The sequence below is a fragment of the Allomuricauda sp. CAU 1633 genome, from assembly GCF_017313225.1.
GTDB lineage: Bacteria > Bacteroidota > Bacteroidia > Flavobacteriales > Flavobacteriaceae > Flagellimonas.
In genome coordinates, this window is the sequence record NZ_JAFLNE010000005.1 from 38,516 (window position 1) to 55,666 (window position 17,151).

A 17,151-nucleotide genomic window follows, 5' to 3' on the forward strand; every position below is an offset into this window, starting at 1 on the left:
CATGTTCAAATCTTTTTCAATTATCGCCTTTTTGTTTTTTCTACTATCGTGCAATTGTCAAAAAACACCGAAAACTAAAGAGGTCGTTAGCGAAAAATCTATTTCCAGCGGGAAAATCAGAGCGTTTTTAACGGAGAAAAACTTTGACATAATCACCTCAGCCAATCTAGTGGTGGTCTTTGATATTCAAAAGAAGTTAATAGAAGGTACGGTTGACGAATACTCCAACAAAATTGTGCTCAAGGATACGCTTGATTTGGAAAAGGCCGATGGATTGCTGACCAACATTAAAAATGATGCGTCATACGTTTGGGACATGGAGAAAGGTACTGCCCCATTCAATGCCTCCCAACAGCTTTTAATTAGAAATGAGACCGGGCGAATTGTTCTTTTGATAGATCAAGAAAACCGTAAATTGGGGTTCATCAATCTAGATGGACAAAAAGTGATTACAATTTCCGAGAGCCTTTTGGAGTATTTCAAGAGCTTTTAGTTTTTTGGCTGGCAAAATGGGTTTTTCCTTTAAACATAAAAAACGCTTCCCTAAGGTAAATCGGCTTCTTTTCAAGGAAGCCTTTTTTTGCATGCTTTTTTCCTTTATTGTTTTGGGGCTGGTGACTTTTATTGGCGTTAACCTTAGCTTTTTTACCCCTTTCAACAATGCCTTTAAAGATTTCAGCTATTTGGACCTTTATTATTCTGAAAAGTTGGAGGAAAACCAAGGCCATATCAATCAAAAGATAGTATTGGTGAACATTGACCGTCTAAACAGAGAAGATATCGCCCTATTGCTCAATAAAATTAACCAGCAGCATCCAAAAGTAATAGGCCTCGATGTCATTTTTGAAAAGGAGAAAACCCCTCATGGGGACAAGGCATTAGCCAAAAGTCATAAGTTGCAAAACTTGGTTACAACTTATACCATTACCGATATTGGAACAATAACAACTTCCAACCACATTGCACAGCCAAACCAACTTAGTGGATACAGTAATTTTAGTTTTGATTTCGAATCCTCAGTAGTCCGCAACTTTTTGGGGCAACGAAAAATAAACGATACCGTCCAAACTTCTTTTGCACTTGCTGTGGCCAAAAAATACTTGGGAAACCAATGGAACAAATCCCGGGACAATTATTTTCTAAAAGAAAGGCCTATTAATTACAGAGGCAATCGGGATGATTTTTTAATCCTGGAAAACGAGGACATCTTAGGTCAAGATAGTATTCCATGGCTCAAGGACAAGATTGTTTTATTGGGGTATTTGGGAGATTTAAACAGGCATGAGTTTGATATGGAAGACAAACATTTCACTCCGATGAACCCCAAGTTTGTGGGAAGAAGCGCTCCCGACACTTTTGGCCTGATCATACATGCCAACATTATAAGCATGATATTGGAAAATGATTACATCAGCGTGTTACCCCAATGGGCCTTGATCATAATAACCCTTATCCTTACTTATCTTGCATTGGCTTATTTCATTTGGTTGTCCAAAAGACAACTGGCGAGCTACATTTTAAGATTGAATATCATAAGATTGGTTTTTATGGTGCTTCTTATTTGGTTGGCCCTAGCCCTTTTCCGACAAGGAATCTTACTAAAAACGGCTGGTGTTATTGCCACAGTGGTCTTTAGTATAGGTCTTATTGGGTACTATAAAAAGGTGATTCATATTTTGCATAAAAAATATAAATGGAACGGGTACTTCTTTCAAGAGTAATTATAGCCATTGGGTTATTCATTAGTACAGGCCCAAGTTTTGGGCAACATGGCTATTTTGTTTTTAACAAAAGAGGAGTACCTAAAATAAATGCGGACCAACTACTGAATCGAGGAAGCCTTTTATCAGAAATTGATACGTTGCATTTATCCCTAAATGACTACGTTCTTCTCTTTAATAAAACTGGTGAACTTTTTGAAATGGACATGCCAAACAGCTATCTGTTTTCAGCAATCAAAGACCATAAAAAAAAGTTCGAGTCAAACACCATGACCAAGAAATACTTTGCTTATGTATGGAAAAAGTTCACCAACCAAATAAAAAGTAAACAAGATCCCGGTGTGGTATATCGAGAGGACCGATTCATAAAATTGGAGTTTCCTGTGGACAGTGCCAAAGTGTTTTCACCCGAGCTTCGGTTTACGTGGAATAACAAAACGGACCAAGAAGAGGTTTTCTTTTTACTGAAAGATTTGGAGACAGGACATTTGACCAAAATTGGAACAAAAGGCAATTACATACTGCTTCATTTAGATAATTCCCTGCTAAAAGTGGGTCAATCTTATGAATGGACCGTTGCAACATCTTCCTTTCCAAATTTGAACGAATTAAAATTCAATCAATTAAATGTTTTAAACAAGGAAGACTTTGAAAAATTACAGAAGGAAATTGAAGCTATCGTAAAGGCCTTCCGACTACTGGGATTTTCGGAAGATGAGATAAGGGAGGCTATCTGCCAGGACTTCAAATATTGCAGTCCTTCCCCATCCAATTAAAATTTAATCATCCCACAGATTAATCTGAGCAAAGCTGGCAGTATTTTAAAGTGCTGTATGCTGCATTTTCCAAATCTCTGGCAACCACTAAAATGTAATAGTACTCGTTGGCATCAAAATTTGGGATTTGAAACGTTACACTGGTATTTACCAAATCCTTGCTTTCCCCTCCATTGGTTTCGTTTTCAGGACTGATGTTTGCATCTCTTGACCAATATGCATCATATTTTAAATTGCCATCGTTTTCTTGATCACCTCCGGTCCACCTAACAGTTATCTGCGTAGTACCGCCCGAGGTTGAAACCAACACCGTTTCATTAAACTTTACGGCCAAAGGAACATTGTTGTCGTTGGGCAATGCACTTGGCGTTCTAAACACACGTTCCTCACTTGAAGCCAAATCACTCACCACTTTCCACTTGTAGTCCGAACTAAAGTCAACCTCCCAGTCAAACTGATAGGTGCCATCAATCAATACGGGTTGCGCATCTATTGTTTCGCCATTGAGAACCAAGTCGAAACTGGAAATATTACCCTGGAGTTCCCATCTAAAAGGAATTGAAATTCGACCTCCCACCGTAGTTCCCTCCTCACACTTGGAGTTGGGTTCTGGATATTTAAGGTTTATGGCAAATTCGTCGGGCTCAAAACTTCCATCACAGCTTAAAAGGGCAAAACCAACTAAACCAACCCAAATTAGATAGATCTTTTTCATAACCTTAGTTCTTTAATAGTTTAAATTGGATCATCTCCTCACCCTCAGGGATAATAAGTCCCAAATAGGTTCCTTGTTCCAAACTTGAAACATCCAGCCTAACAACATCTGTTTGTGTATTGGACATTTGTCTAAAGACCAGTCTTCCTGCAAAATCAAAAAGTTGAATGTCCAGTTTCCCTTGAAACGAGCCACCATCTATTGTCAATTCATCTTTTGTTGGATTGGGATAATAGTGTATATCGCTGAACAAAATACGTTTTTCAATAATCCCCTTGCAATCTGAGTCGCCACTGATAATAAGATTGTTGATTCCTTTTTTTAACGGAACATCAATAACATGTTCGGAATCATCTTCAAACTCAAATTGATGCGTACTATTATCTGTTAAGACCGAATACCTTGTACTTCCGGAAACCTTTAGACTGACCATATCTCCATCGAATCCATTTTCCTCAGCGGTCATGCCGTCAAATTCAGTAACACGGACCACATAGTTGGGCAATAATACGTCAGGATACGTGATATCGGCCACTGGTTTAAAAGCCAATGTTATTTCATAGCTGCCAATAGCCAATTCATCGAACACTTGTGAATTATCCTCTGAATCATTTTTGTCTAAATCTTTTGTGTCGGTATACGTGATATCATTTTTACCAACAACCGTTACCTCAAACGGAAAAGGTGAATCGTTCTCAAGGTAAATTTCTCCCAATTGGTCGGTTCCAGGACATCTTGGGCTTTTGACCAGTATGTTGATCGTACTGGGATCAAAGGTGGAAACATCTGAAGTTAAACTGATCAATTCCGCTTCTGCCAGACTTGGGGAGCCAATCATATAGTTTACACCAAAATCCAGGGTAAGAAAAAGACTTTCATTATTTTCAACAACATCATCGGGCAATGCTTTAATAAAAATGCTTTTGGTGGCTGTACCTCCTGCTTCAAAAAGAACCTTGGCATCATTTAGGGGTATGCTGGTAGTTTGGTCCTGCTGAAATATTTCATAATCTGATTCAATAACTTGATTTGTATCCGTATTTCCAGAAACTTTGAAAAAGACCTCAATATCTTCGGTTGGTACTTTGTCCAGTTGAATGATCATTTCGGCAAAATCGGTGGCATCTGCCTCTCTTGATTTGTTGTCCGCTCCCGAGAACATGGTAGCGGTGTACTCAAAGGGATCATCACTTTCAATGGTAATTTGTTGGGTGAAATTATTGTCCAAGGAATATCCTCTGCGATCTATTAACTCAATGGTAACTGTTTCCGTAAGTTCATATATATCGTCATTTAATGGGTTTATTACAATCTCTGCACTTTGCCCATTATTCGGAATTGTAACAAAACCTTCCAAGGTATTCAGGTCTAGATTGTCAATTGTGTAATCTAAGCCTGGGGTCGCTGCCCCTTCTGCTTGCGCATCCTTAATACTATAATAGATTAACATATCATTTCCTGTATTGTTCAAGGTTTCGAGTTCTACCTGAAGTGAGGCATTCTCAAGCGGAAATTCACGGGCAATTTTTCTATTTTCAATACTATTTAGTGATGCCTGTATGGATTCAAGGATATAAAAGTCGGTATCGATATATTCAATGGTATCATCATTTACGTTGTTTATATCAAAAATGTTTGTGGGGACCAACACAAACTTATCGCTGTCAATTGGATTAAAAGAAACAGCAAACTTCTCGGATACTTCAGAGCTTGGATCTACTCCATTATCATCATTGATGATAGTTCTTACTTGAAAATTATACTCTGACCCCTCTGTATCATTGGGCACACCTCTAATGGGAAGGTCTCCAATAGCGCTATAATCATCTGGGGATGCTTGTGGATAATTATCCTCTGGATTTATCGCATAAGGGTTTTCTGCATTTTTAAATTCTAAGGCCACCTCATAGATATCGGAACCACCAACACCTTTTTCCGCATTGAACGAGTACCGTATGGATTCACCTTCTTCAATTGAATAATATGCACAGCAACCCTGCCCCGGACCATCCAATTGTTGTAGGTTTGATTCATCTATGGTCAAATAAATGATAATCTTGCCCTCATCGTCCCGAACATTGGCCTGTAAAGGGTCTGGTAATGAGAATTCCATTGAGCCCAACACGGGTTGTTGCAGTGTAACGCTATAAAACTCACTATGATTATCAACAATGACTTCTTGAGGGTAGATAAGAATTAGTTCTCCAACAGATTCATTTTCCATTACCATTATTACAGATTCTGTCGGACTTTGTGTTTCGCCTTGCAACACGTAACTACCTTCTTCGGCAACTCTTGCAAAATTGGTTTTATTTTGAAAGTATTCTTCAAGATAGGGATCTACTATCTCGTTGTTAAACAACACTGGGAATTCCAAATTGCCATGATCCGTCCAAGGATTCCCTTGCGCATCAAATAAAGAAATTGTAAAAGTATCCATACCTCCTTCAACACCGCCCGTATTGTCTATTGTTACCGTTATGGCATCGGAAACCATTGGTGGTACGTCTTTTATTGTAATCGTATAGGTAAGTGTTCCATCTGCTTCATTTAGCACAGCATTGGCGCTATCTGCCCATTCATAGATATCATTTTCATTGGTATATAATACGATCACCAAAGTTTCATCTGGTTCTGAACCAGCTTGATTGTTTTCTCTTATGATCGAAAAGTCCAGGGACCCGTCTTCGGAAACATTTTCCTGAACATAAAATGTTTTGGGGTTTGAATCAGGAATATAATCATCATTAATGGTTGCTGAGCTTGGAGTCAAATCATATCGGACTTCATATTCATAAGTTACCGCAGCTGGAGGCTGAGCCTTAATCCCAATGGAGAAAAACTCCCCTTCATTGATACTCAAATTTCCTTCGTTATCAATTTCAACACCGCTGATTGTTGCTTCCAAGGAAAAGGGATCAGAAATAACTTGGGGTTCATCTGCAATGGTGATTATAAATTCCTTGCTACCATCTGGGTTTGCATTTTCCCATTGGTAGACATCATTGGGATCTTTTTCCAGAACTATCACAATCTCTTCACCTTCATTATCGAAATCATCAACAAAAACCTCTATTTCCAAATACTCAATGGCATCCTGTTGATATCTGGCTATAAAAGATACTGGGCTGTTCCCATGCGTATAATCCTCATCGAATAGGGCTGTACTGCCACTGGAATTGAAAACAACATCAAATGATCCCTCATCATGCAATACCGAATTATCCGCCTCAAAATAAATCCGGAACTGCTGCCCTTCCTCAACCGTGTCTGCAGGGTTTCCCACAGGCAAACTAAGGTAAGGGGTTACAATCATTGGGTCTGTATCCTCAATGGTTACTGTAAAGGATGTTGGTGTTACCGTATAATTGGAGGTGTTTTCGGAAGTGATATTGATGATGTAGGTTTCATCCCCTTCATTGATCCCGTCTTCATTAACGGTAAAAACTATGCTGCCATCAGGATTCTGGGCACTTATAGTAAAGGTTTTGTTTAAATTATCTATAGTGAAATCCTCGGTGCTTTCAATCCCATCTTTTGTAATACTGATTACCGGGTCATAGATTATCCCGTTGGTTCCGGTATTAGCTGTATCAAAGTTAAGTTCAAAAGACTGGCCTTCGGTTATTTCAAAATTGGGGCTTGTCCCTGTCGCTCCGGAAATAGTTGCTGTAACCACAAAAGGTTGAGGTGCACTGCAATCTGTTCGGTACTCTGCATTGGCATCCTTTTGCCAATTTACCTGCGATGCGGCATTTCCAATATCCGTGACTTGAATGCAACTCAATGAAGAATTTCCCGTAGCGTTAAAATCGGTAAGGTTCTGATCCATGGAACTGATATCTAACTCCATTAGATCATTGTTCTCTAAAAAAAGCTCGGTTGTTGTGTTGGTATTGGGCAGTGCAATACTGTTTAGGTTGTTGTCCCCTACATAAACACTGGTCAATTGGTTATTATTTGTGAGATTTAGGTCGGTTAAGGTATTACCACTGATATTTAGAAAAGAAAGCTGCAAATTTTGACCCACATCTAAAGTGGAAAGATTGGAGAAGGAAACTCCCAGGGACACCAGTTGACTCAATAAATCCAAATTTGCCAGAGTGGCCAAATTTGGGCAACTGTTTGCCAATAAAACCTCAACAGATGTGGTTGCGCCGAGCTGAATGGTGCCAAAATTATTGTTGCTCACGTCCAAATAGGTAACGTTGGGAATACCCCCAAAATTTATGGTAGACCCGCCATTGCCTATCCCATTGTATTGCAACTCCAGCGTGGTGACATTTGTGAGAAAGGAGCCGCCATTTCCTGGGTCGTTTTGAAACCGTATGGTTTTTCCCCCAAGGTTACAGTTGGTGGCATAAATTTCCACCAGACTGAGGTTTTGTAATTCCAAGCTATTAAGGTCATTATCACTTACATTTAATATTTGTAATGATGCAAACGCTTCCAGACCACTTAAATCATTAATTCCAGCATTTGATATGTTTAAATTGGTTACACCCGTTACATCCGATGTTAGAACACGACCATCAGTTGGGCCACCTTCAGAATCTATGCCTTGGTTGATCAGGGCCTGTTCAAAATTGGCATCGGGAATAAGCGTATAACCGCAATCTATACTATAGTTGGCGGTTATATCCTTAATCCAATTTCCAAGCGCCGTTTGTTGATCTGCAAAAACAACATCATCCACCTGGATGCAATTAAGATTTGAATTTCCATTGAGTTCTACGGAAGTGAGCAGGTTGTTGTTCCCGTTTTTAAGGTTCACATAAGTTAGTGCTCCATTATCGGCATTTAAAATTGATAAATTGGTGTTTTGAGACAAATCCAATGTGGCAATCTGCGATTCATAAGTAGCCAAGGTCTCCAACGCGGACAAAGATGTAACATCCAAATTTGTCAAGGGATTTATGGCTAGGCTTAAGTCCACTAAATTGGGAAGACCACTTACATCAATACTGGAAATTTGATTGTCCGCCAATTGCAATACCGTCAGTCCACTCTTCCCGGAAAGGTCAATACTGGAAAATAAGTTGCCACGGGTAACAATTGATAATTCAGTGATAGCATTGTTTTGGAAAATATCAACACTTGGCAAGTTAGGGGTGTTTATGATCACGATTTCCTGCAAAAGTAAATTTCCGCTAAAATCAATTTCTTGTATGGTCGCCGCTTGATTGTCGATAAGACTAAAAATCGTTAGAGAGGAGAAAGCTTGTAAACCATCAAAGTCACTGATATCATAACCGGAGATGCTCAATTCTGAGAGGTTGGAGATGTCGGCGGTCAGCACACGACCATCGGTAGCTCCCCCTTCTGTATCAATTCCTTGATCTATGAGGGTTTGTTCAAAATTGGAATCTGGGATGGACGTATATTGTCCATACGACCAACCCGTTAACAAGAATCCTATAATTAGAAGTAGTGCTCTTTTCATTTTCTTTCATTTGAACCTGTCAAATGCAGGCAATCTATCGATATAGCTCTTTCATAAAAGGTATGCTCACCCCAACATACAGATGGGTTACTTTGCCTTCTGTAAGTATACTGCTCAATGCCATTGAACCTACCGTAACCGGTCCATAGCGAAGCCCAAGTCCTGCAAAAATTCCCGCTTTCTGATTAAAGTTTATAGGGAGGTATGCGCTGAACTTTCGTGTTTCATATCGGGGCGTTACAGTAATGAGGTCGGGTTGCGTATTTGCATAGTTGTCCGAGACACTTGTAAGCCCTTTTATGTAATTAAAATTGATATAGTAATTGTTTTTGAAGAGATAATCCAAATTTAGGTGAGCCGACATCGGCAATGCTACACTTACATCGCCTCTGGCCGGATTTATGGTGACCTCCTCGCCTTCGCTATCCATGATGGTGCCAATCAAGCCATTAGTTACATCATAACTGTTTGAATTTATGACCAAATTATTCACTGAGATAGTATCTTGCTGAATTTCAGCATATTTAATGGTCCCCATATCCAAAACTGAAGCGCTTATCTTCAGTTTATATTTATTCACAGCTCCGCTGTTGCTACGGACATCCACACGATTGGTCTCTCTGGGGCGCCACTCGTAGACCATCCCAATATCTCCTCCGTAACCCGAGCCATTGTTCTGAAAATTAAAGGACTCCTGGATAAATAGTTTCGATGAGTCTTCATCGGCTTGTTCTTGAAAACTGTTAAGTACAATGAGGGGGGCATCAACACCAGTATTCAACGTAAGTGCATTTCCATCATAACTGCTACTGAGACTACCTCTAGTCTCCACAGCACCATTTCCTACATAATATTTGAATGTGCCTCCGAGCTTAAAAAAATGAAAATTGCCGTCCAACAAAACGGCTGAAACGTTAAGGCCTGCTTCTTTCCAAGAGTGAAAAGTAGAATTAAGGTCGCTATTTTCATGGTCAAAACCTTGCTCTAAAGTAGAAAAACCTTGGTTTGCCCCTCTTAACAAGGAACTGCCCACGTTGTTATAATCAAAAAAAGTTCGTGAACGCAGCAGGAGTCCCACAGCAAAACGGTCATGAAAGTCCCACGTTACTGAAGGCAAAAGAACATCCGTATGTCCAAACGAATACCCGTCGTTCTCCCCATGGGTCAAGTTGGTGGAGAATTCAAGTCCATTGAATCCATTTGGTGCTGTTTCCACTTCAAAATTGGGAAGGGCGCCAATATCCGATATCCCCATTTGATTGTATGAAAGTACATTGATATGATATTCGTATTTGGAATCTACACTGTTGGCAGGGTTGGCCACAGTACCATAAATACCACTGTAATTGTCGAACGCAAAACCCTGTGAGGTCTGAGAAAATGAAATGAGGGGAAGCCCAATTAGAAAAAAAAGAAACTTAATGTACTTGTTTCGCATTCGTTGGTCTGGTTGAGGTCTAAAAGTCAAGATTTTAAATGTATCAAAACATTTTTAATATCATTTAAGCATTTTGTTGATTACATCGATATATTGATGAATTCAACGAATAATTCAAAAATAATTACGAATGGGATATGAGAAAATACCCAATACACGGTATTTACACCTAAATACTTGATAAACAACTAGAAATAGGTTTAAGAATAACCTATTTTGGATGTGGGAATAATCGCTTTTGAGCTGTTTACTTTACTTCGTTGAGCAGCTCAACTTCAGAAATTGAACGTTGTTGATATAATCGGTCCCCTTTTGGTAGATCATACTCAAGTTCCGTCTCAATAATTTGAACCTCTTTAGGGAAATAGGTCTGGTCATGAAGGTCATATTCAGAGATGATCTTTTTAATCTCCATGGTCTTTTGATCCTTTCTTTTTCCTTTTCTAAAATGCTCTGTTTTCTCGTTTTCCATGATTGCATAAAGCAACCCGGATTGTGTACTAAAATAATAGTGCTTGGTAAGCTGTATTCGTTTGCCCTTTTTGTTAAGATTTCCAATTTCAATGGTTTCTTGAGGTAATTCCAATAGAAAGCACTCTTCGTTACCCATTCGTCTTCTTCCTCTGTAATGTGCCACTTCAGGGTTGGACAACAACAAAAAATCATCAAAAAAGTATTGGGTAGCTGGTTTTCGCTCCCTTTTAAAGGTGTAAGAGTCTTGCTTTAAGCTTGTTCCAATGGGTGGGGCTCCGTTCCGCCATTGGTCCTGATCTGTATACTTCCAAAATAAAGAGTCATTTTTAATGAGGTATTGCTCTTGTCTTTCTTTATGCAAAATGGCAATGGTATTGACACTTTGTTGGTAATCATAAACATAGACAACAGGTTCTTGATTAAAGTTCTCGCCTTTGGTTTCTGAAATGGTTTCCTTAAAGTTCAACTGTTTTATTTGACCCACTTCCTTAATACCTCCCAATTGACTGTAATACCTGTTTATGATCAGTTCTGGGGTGACGTCCCTTTCGGCTGTGTCCTCATCCAAAATGATTTTTTTAAGGTTGGGGTCATTGTACTTCATCCAACCAATTTTAATGGCTTCCAAGCGTTCGGTCCTTCCGGGATGGGTTGAACTTCCTTTCTCTGGAACATTGGCAAACATGCTCTGTGCCTCTTCAAGGGTACTCCCCATTCTTGCCAGGGTATGGCCGGCAAACCTGTCTGCACTTAGTTCCCATCTTGGGTTGCTTCCGCCCCTGTTCAATGAGTGGTACAACAGAAAATGGCCTACTTCATGGGCCAATACACCTATTGATGCCCAATCCATCTGGGAGTTTTTTGACATTTGACCCAACCATTTGGGATCATACAGGATGTAGGGCACTAAATTGTTGTTCTCGTCTTCCTCAATATGGGCCAATGCGTTTTTTATATTTTCACATTTACGAAGCTTAAAGTTTCTGTTGAGTCCCATCTGCCCCATAATTTCATCGACAATGGCTTCTGCTTCGGGGTCGGCAGATTGACTGGTATTGCCAAAACACAAATCATCAACCGATTCAATGACCACGTTCTGGAAACCTTGAGCGCTTCCATATAGGCCAAGTAAAAGGGTTATTGCGAAAACAATACTATTTTTCATCCTAAAAATTGTTTTTTTGGCTCACTCAATAATTCGCCCATGTCAAGAGAATCGATTCCAGCTTGAATTTGAAGCAATTTAACAATCTATTTCGGCAATGCACGAATCAAAAAATTGGAAATATTCCCCATATTGTCCTGATAGAGTTCCAAATACCGGTCCCAGTTTTGTTTTTTGCTATTGACTTCCCGTATGCGCACCTGAATGTTCTGCAAAACCTTCATTTTTGGTATTACCTGAAAATTGGGGTCCTCAATCACCATAGATGTACCATCTATCAGCACAGAATCCAGTAAGATGGGATTGATATGAAATTCTCTTGCTTTGTCAGCATCATCAAAATAATAAAAGCCGATGTCCAATATATAATTGATTTGGTTGCCAAGTGAGCTTAGCTTGGCCCACGAATGGTTAACTTCATATTCTTTTAGTCCTATATAATGATATCCTTCCACATTAGTAACGGCACCGATTTCAAATTTAAAACGGGCAATCCGTTCTTTTTCACCGGAATTATTGGTGCCCAAATGATCAAAAACCAGGGTTTTATTTGGGTCCAAAGTCTCAAAACCCTTAGATTCATCAAAAAATGAATAGGTAGCAAAGTACTCTTTGTTGAAATTATCGGGATTATAAAAAAGCTTGGAAGCACCGTCAACCAGCAATGGAATGATCTTGGCCACGAGCTTTCCCCATCCAATGGTATACGCATCTTCTGGGTTTTCCTTGGAGACAAATTTTAGTTCGTGCGTTATGTCCTCAAACTCAGTTTTTATTATGCCTTCCTTACCTTGGGCATAATAGTCTTCGGTTTGGGAAAATCCTTTTGTGAGCGATGCACACAAACACAGTGCGCTTAAAAAAAATGTTGCTTTTTTCATGGTCTTTCTTTTACTGGAAAAGGACTTTTAAGCTCAGATTAAAAAATAGGGTTAAAACTTATATTTCTTATCCAAGGCATATCGTAACAATTCACCTTTTCCCTTAAGCCCCAAGATACGAATCATGTTTTTACGATGGGTATCCACCGTATGTAATCCTATAAAAAGTTCATCTGCTATCTCACGAGAGGTTTTACCTTGCGCTATCAATGCCAGTATTTCCATTTGCCGTTTGGTGAGTATTCCTTTTCTATTATCCTTTTTTTGGGGATTTATTCCATCCACATTGATATTGGGGTCAACATAGATTTTACCCTCGGCTACCACCAATATTGCGTTGAGTACTTCTTTGAGCGATGTATTCTTTAAAATATACCCAGATGCTCCTGCTCGGATCATCTGCTTTATAGCCTCTTCTTGATCAAACATGGTAAAGGCAAGTACCTTGATGTGCGGGTATTCCTTTTTAATGATTTTAGTTGCTTGGATTCCATCCATTTTTGGCATGCGTATATCCGTAACCACAACATTTGGCTCTTTCCTTTTTACAAGTTGAAGCAAGGCATCACCGTCATTGGCGGTGCCAACAATTTGTATGCCTTCCTCATATTTTAAGAGAAGGGTGAGTCCGTCTATCAACGATTGGTGATCTTCTGCTATGGCTAAACGTATCATATGGGAATATCTATAATTACCGTGGCCCCTTTCCCTATTTCGGACTCGATATGCAATGTACCTTCTAGGTGCGCCACTCTTTTATCTATACTTTTAAGACCCATTCCTGTTGATTTAGAAATGATTTTGTCCGACTGAAAACCTACTCCGTTGTCCTCTACCATAATATTTAGGGCATCACCGTGGTTGGTGATATGGATATTGGCATACGTTGCATTGGAGTGCTTTATGATGTTGGTAATCAATTCCTGTATAATTCTGAACAAAGTATGCTCCAAGCTGTTTTCCAGACGATTGTCCAATCCAAAATCTTTTACCTCAATTGTAATATTGTTTGCGGCGGAAACCTTTTCAGCCATATGCTCAACAGCTTTTAAAAGTCCCTGTTTGGCTATTACCCCCGAATTTTTGGCATGAGCTATGGCCCGAATTTTATGATACGCTTCATCGATCAAGGCATTCGTTTTGGAATAGAGCTTGTCAACATCATCCTTGATTTTTGGTTGCAATGAATTGAACAAGAGCTTTACATTGGCCATTAATCCTCCCAAATCGTCATGAAGGTCATTGGCAATGCGTTGGCGTTCTTTTTCCTGACCTTCGATCATGGCATCTATGGTGTTGAGTTCTTGCTCTTTGAGCAATGTGATCACTTTCTGCTCTTGCAAGGTTTTCTGCTGCTCGGCCACAAGTTGTTTGCGTTTGGCATTGCTGTTCACCAAAAAGGCTATGGCCGAACCAAATACCAACAATAACCCCAATGCTATTGCTAAATTTCGGTTCTTTCTGTTCTGGGCATCGAGCTCCAATGCATCCAGTTTTAATTTGTCTGTTTGGTTTTGAACTGTTAATATGGACGATTCCAAGGTGTTGTTCTTGTAACCAAGCCTGTATTCAATGTCCACGGACTTTCTTAAATAGTAATACGCTGAATCTGTATTTCCCTCCTTCTGAAAAATCAAAGAGGCCAAACGATCATTGTAGAACGTGTCCCTGAGCTTCGAGGAAAAATTATTGGAAACTTTTAGATAGTTCTTGGCTTGTTGCAGTTTGTTGTTCTGCATGTGCAATGAAGCCAATTGCCAAGCAATATCTCCTCTAAAGCTTTCTAAATACGGTTTGTTGAGGGACAGGCTGTCTGCTTTTACAAAAAAATCTTCTGCTTTTTTGAAATCCTCCTCAATTTTGTAGAAAATACCTTTTTCGTAGTAGTATCTGGGATAAAGGTCATGTGACTTGGGAAATAAGGCAAAAATTGAATCCAACCTTTCATAATATTTATAATATTGACTGTCCACAGCATTTACATTGTCATCCGCTTTTGAAAAGAAGATCAGGCTGTACATGATGATCAACGTCTCATCGGTCAGGTCGGATTTAAGTTCAATGAATCTCTCTAAATATGGGGCGTATTGCTTTCCTCCAATAAAGATTTCGGAACTGAACAAATCAAGCAAACCGATCAAAGCAGCTTTGATCAAATACGATTTATCCAGTTGCTCAGCAATTTTAAGGGCTTCTGAAAAGTTTTTGAACGCTTCCAAGCTATTTCGTTTTACCGCGTAGGTACTCTGATAGCCTGAAATAAGTCCATTTAAAAATTGAATCTCCTTTGAACTGTTTTCATTGGTTGGCAAAACTGATTTTTCGGTTTTGTACATCAATATTTCGGCCAAGTGCAATACGTAAGGCTTTGCTTTTTCCTCACCAAACTTGACAGCCAAGTTCTTCGCAGCCACAAAATCATGATTTTTGGTATGATTGAAGAATGTTTCAAGGTCTGACTGACCTGAACATACATAGCTTGAAATAAAAAAAATAAAAAAAGGTATTAGTCGGCCCATTGATCAAAATACCACTTTATTAAAACTTTGTTTGCACCTTTTTCCCGGTAAGGTCAAGGACACTTCATTTTTGTAAGTCTGTGGCAATTGTTCTTGGTCGTAATCCTCTTTTCTCACTACATGTCTTCCATCCTTGTAGAAAAACTCAAAATCAAATGCTTCTTTATTATCAGGTTGGCACGAAATCAGTCCATCAGAATCAAAAATTACCCTGCCATTAGCATCCTTTTCTGGAAACATGGGATTAAGGTAGCGCTCTGAATGCAAATAACTGCCATTTTCAAAATGAATGCTTTTAAGCTCATTTTTTGTTAAACTGTAGGTTCTATTACTGGAAAGGGCCCGAGTATATATTTTGAAGGTAAGCTCACTTTTTGACTTTTCTGCTGCCACGACCACCGAATCGATTCCAATGAAATAGGTAGGTTTGTAGTTTACGATCTCAAATTCTACGCTTTTCAAGGTTTTAAAATTTGATCCCATTGATGAGTCCTCTATTTCCAGCGAAACATAAATACCATAATTGGTTTGATAATTCTGACCCGCCATTATAAGCTGTCTTCTACTGTCGTTTAAATCCAAGGTTGAGCTGTATTCTTCAAACCCGCCAACTTTTTTAAGGACAAGCACATCGTTGTTCTTGCCCTCGACGGTTTTTTTCTGGGCAAAGGAATTTTGTGGTTGAACGAGAATACAAATTAGGAGTAAAACAGGGGCAATACTTTTAAAAGCTATCATGGAAGTTGATGGTTTTGGTTAACAATCAACAATTTCGCAAAATCTTGTTAATTACAAATACCCGTTACTGGGTAATTTTAACCCAAGTACATCAAGCTTAAAAGTAACGTAGAAAATAACTGTTTTTTTGAACCCGGGCTATTTGACTTTTAGTAAAGTATTGGTCCCCAACAGGACCATATTCATAACAATAAAGCCAATGATTACGAGGAAGACCAATTCTACATGTGAAAGTATGGTGTTCATCCCCAATGCCCTATTGGAACGTTGGGTCATTTGGGCACCTTCGGTAAATTGTATTCCTTCCAGATCATCCAAGTTTTTTCTTATCTCCTGTAGTTCAAGCTGAATATGTTTTCGGGTTTTCCCCGTAGTCTCTGTTTGTTGCTCCAGCTTCTCCTCAAGGGAAATCAATTGTGCATAATTTTTTCTCAAATCGATGTAGAATCCCGATTCACTTCGGGTCAATTTGGTTTCTCCAAAGCGCGACATCAGACTAGCAATGGAATCATTTTTGGGCTCAAAAAAAACTGTATTCCCGCCAAGGGACAACTCTTTTTGATAAAACAGCCCACTCAACTGATAAATATAATCTTGAGCAACCACGCGATCTTTGTACACCGAGTTCACGGTATTTTGGGTTCGTAGAATATATCCATAGTCCATGACATTGGCAATCATTATAAGTACAAATGAAATTGCCAAAACCAAAAGTAAGCGGGATCTTTGCTTTCTTCTGGAACTTTTGGATATGATGACCGCTTTTAACACTTTTATCCTGTTCTTCCTATCGCATATATTCTTTTGTAATTCTAAAAATAAGCCCAGCCTCAATACTACCTATCGAGCAAATCTTGGAACAATGAAGCTGGGCCAAACACCAATCAATTAACTACTACTTAAGCTTTTATCAATTCTCCGGAGGCCATTGCTTCCTTAAAATCTGCTGCTACTTGCCAATGGCTTCCAAAAAAACGATTGCCATCAGTTCGCTTGATTCTCACGGTAAGCGTGCCATCCTTTTTTTCCTTCACAGCTGTGACCACAACTTTATTGCCTTCCACCCTTTTATAGTTGGCAATTCCACCACGCTTTATGATGAAATTGGCTCTTGGAAAATCAATGTGCTCATATTGTGGGGCATCGGGTCGTCCAATTTCAAAAACATCACCTACAGACACCTCTTGGGCATTAAGGCCAAAAGCACCAATTAAAAACGCTACTACTAAAATGTATTTGTTCATATCTAAAACTATTTAAGGGTTATACAAAACTTTTGTT

Annotated in this window: 13 protein-coding genes; 3 read left to right on the forward strand and 10 right to left on the reverse strand. The window is 39.2% G+C overall.

The genetic code is table 11. The features are described from left to right. Position 1: 1 nt before the first annotated feature. The 3 genes from J0X14_RS14580 to J0X14_RS14590 all read left to right on the forward strand — a co-directional run bounded on the left by J0X14_RS14580 (position 2) and on the right by J0X14_RS14590 (position 2,497). A complete protein-coding gene (locus J0X14_RS14580; RefSeq protein WP_207098546.1) occupies positions 2 to 493 on the forward strand; it encodes a hypothetical protein in 492 nt (163 codons plus the stop codon). Between the two features lie 91 nt (positions 494 to 584). Then, a complete protein-coding gene (locus tag J0X14_RS14585; protein ID WP_207098547.1) occupies positions 585 to 1,721 on the forward strand; it encodes a CHASE2 domain-containing protein in 1,137 nt (378 codons plus the stop codon). Continuing rightward, a complete protein-coding gene (locus J0X14_RS14590; RefSeq protein ID WP_207098548.1) occupies positions 1,694 to 2,497 on the forward strand; it encodes a hypothetical protein in 804 nt (267 codons plus the stop codon). Before J0X14_RS14585 ends, J0X14_RS14590 begins: the two co-directional genes overlap by 28 nt. 19 nt (positions 2,498 to 2,516) lie before the next feature. On the opposite strand, the gene J0X14_RS14595 is transcribed toward J0X14_RS14590, so the two are convergent. From J0X14_RS14595 to J0X14_RS14640, 10 genes are all read right to left on the reverse strand, one after another. Continuing rightward, entirely contained in the window at positions 2,517 to 3,212 is a 696-nt protein-coding gene (locus J0X14_RS14595; RefSeq protein ID WP_207098549.1) for a hypothetical protein, read from the reverse strand. A 4-nt stretch (positions 3,213 to 3,216) separates the two neighbouring features. Next, positions 3,217 to 8,655, reverse strand: coding sequence for a T9SS type A sorting domain-containing protein (locus J0X14_RS14600; protein WP_207098550.1), 5,439 nt, complete (start codon positions 8,653 to 8,655; stop codon positions 3,217 to 3,219). A gap of 34 nt (positions 8,656 to 8,689) precedes the next feature. Beyond that, positions 8,690 to 10,093 (reverse strand): DUF5723 family protein, encoded by a 1,404-nt coding sequence (locus J0X14_RS14605; protein WP_207098551.1) that lies wholly within the window; start codon positions 10,091 to 10,093, stop codon positions 8,690 to 8,692. A 247-nt stretch (positions 10,094 to 10,340) separates the two neighbouring features. Continuing rightward, a complete protein-coding gene (locus J0X14_RS14610; protein ID WP_207098552.1) occupies positions 10,341 to 11,732 on the reverse strand; it encodes a DUF2201 family putative metallopeptidase in 1,392 nt (463 codons plus the stop codon). 86 nt (positions 11,733 to 11,818) lie between these two features. Beyond that, on the reverse strand, positions 11,819 to 12,613 hold the full coding sequence (locus J0X14_RS14615) for a hypothetical protein (protein WP_207098553.1): 795 nt from the start codon (positions 12,611 to 12,613) through the stop codon (positions 11,819 to 11,821). A 51-nt stretch (positions 12,614 to 12,664) separates the two neighbouring features. After that, on the reverse strand, positions 12,665 to 13,288 hold the full coding sequence (locus J0X14_RS14620) for a response regulator (RefSeq protein WP_207098554.1): 624 nt from the start codon (positions 13,286 to 13,288) through the stop codon (positions 12,665 to 12,667). After that, entirely contained in the window at positions 13,285 to 15,027 is a 1,743-nt protein-coding gene (locus J0X14_RS19210) for a sensor histidine kinase (protein WP_207098555.1), read from the reverse strand. Before J0X14_RS19210 ends, J0X14_RS14620 begins: the two co-directional genes overlap by 4 nt. A 108-nt stretch (positions 15,028 to 15,135) precedes the next feature. Then, positions 15,136 to 15,870 carry a hypothetical protein gene (locus tag J0X14_RS14630; RefSeq protein ID WP_207098556.1) on the reverse strand — a complete coding sequence of 245 codons (735 nt, stop codon included), beginning with the start codon at positions 15,868 to 15,870 and terminating at the stop codon, positions 15,136 to 15,138. 138 nt (positions 15,871 to 16,008) lie between these two features. After that, positions 16,009 to 16,641, reverse strand: a complete 633-nt coding sequence (locus tag J0X14_RS14635; protein ID WP_317194453.1) for a Tar ligand binding domain-containing protein — start codon at positions 16,639 to 16,641, stop codon at positions 16,009 to 16,011. Positions 16,642 to 16,769: 128 nt separating this feature from the next. Continuing rightward, on the reverse strand, positions 16,770 to 17,114 hold the full coding sequence (locus J0X14_RS14640; protein WP_207098558.1) for a hypothetical protein: 345 nt from the start codon (positions 17,112 to 17,114) through the stop codon (positions 16,770 to 16,772). Positions 17,115 to 17,151: the final 37 nt, after the last annotated feature.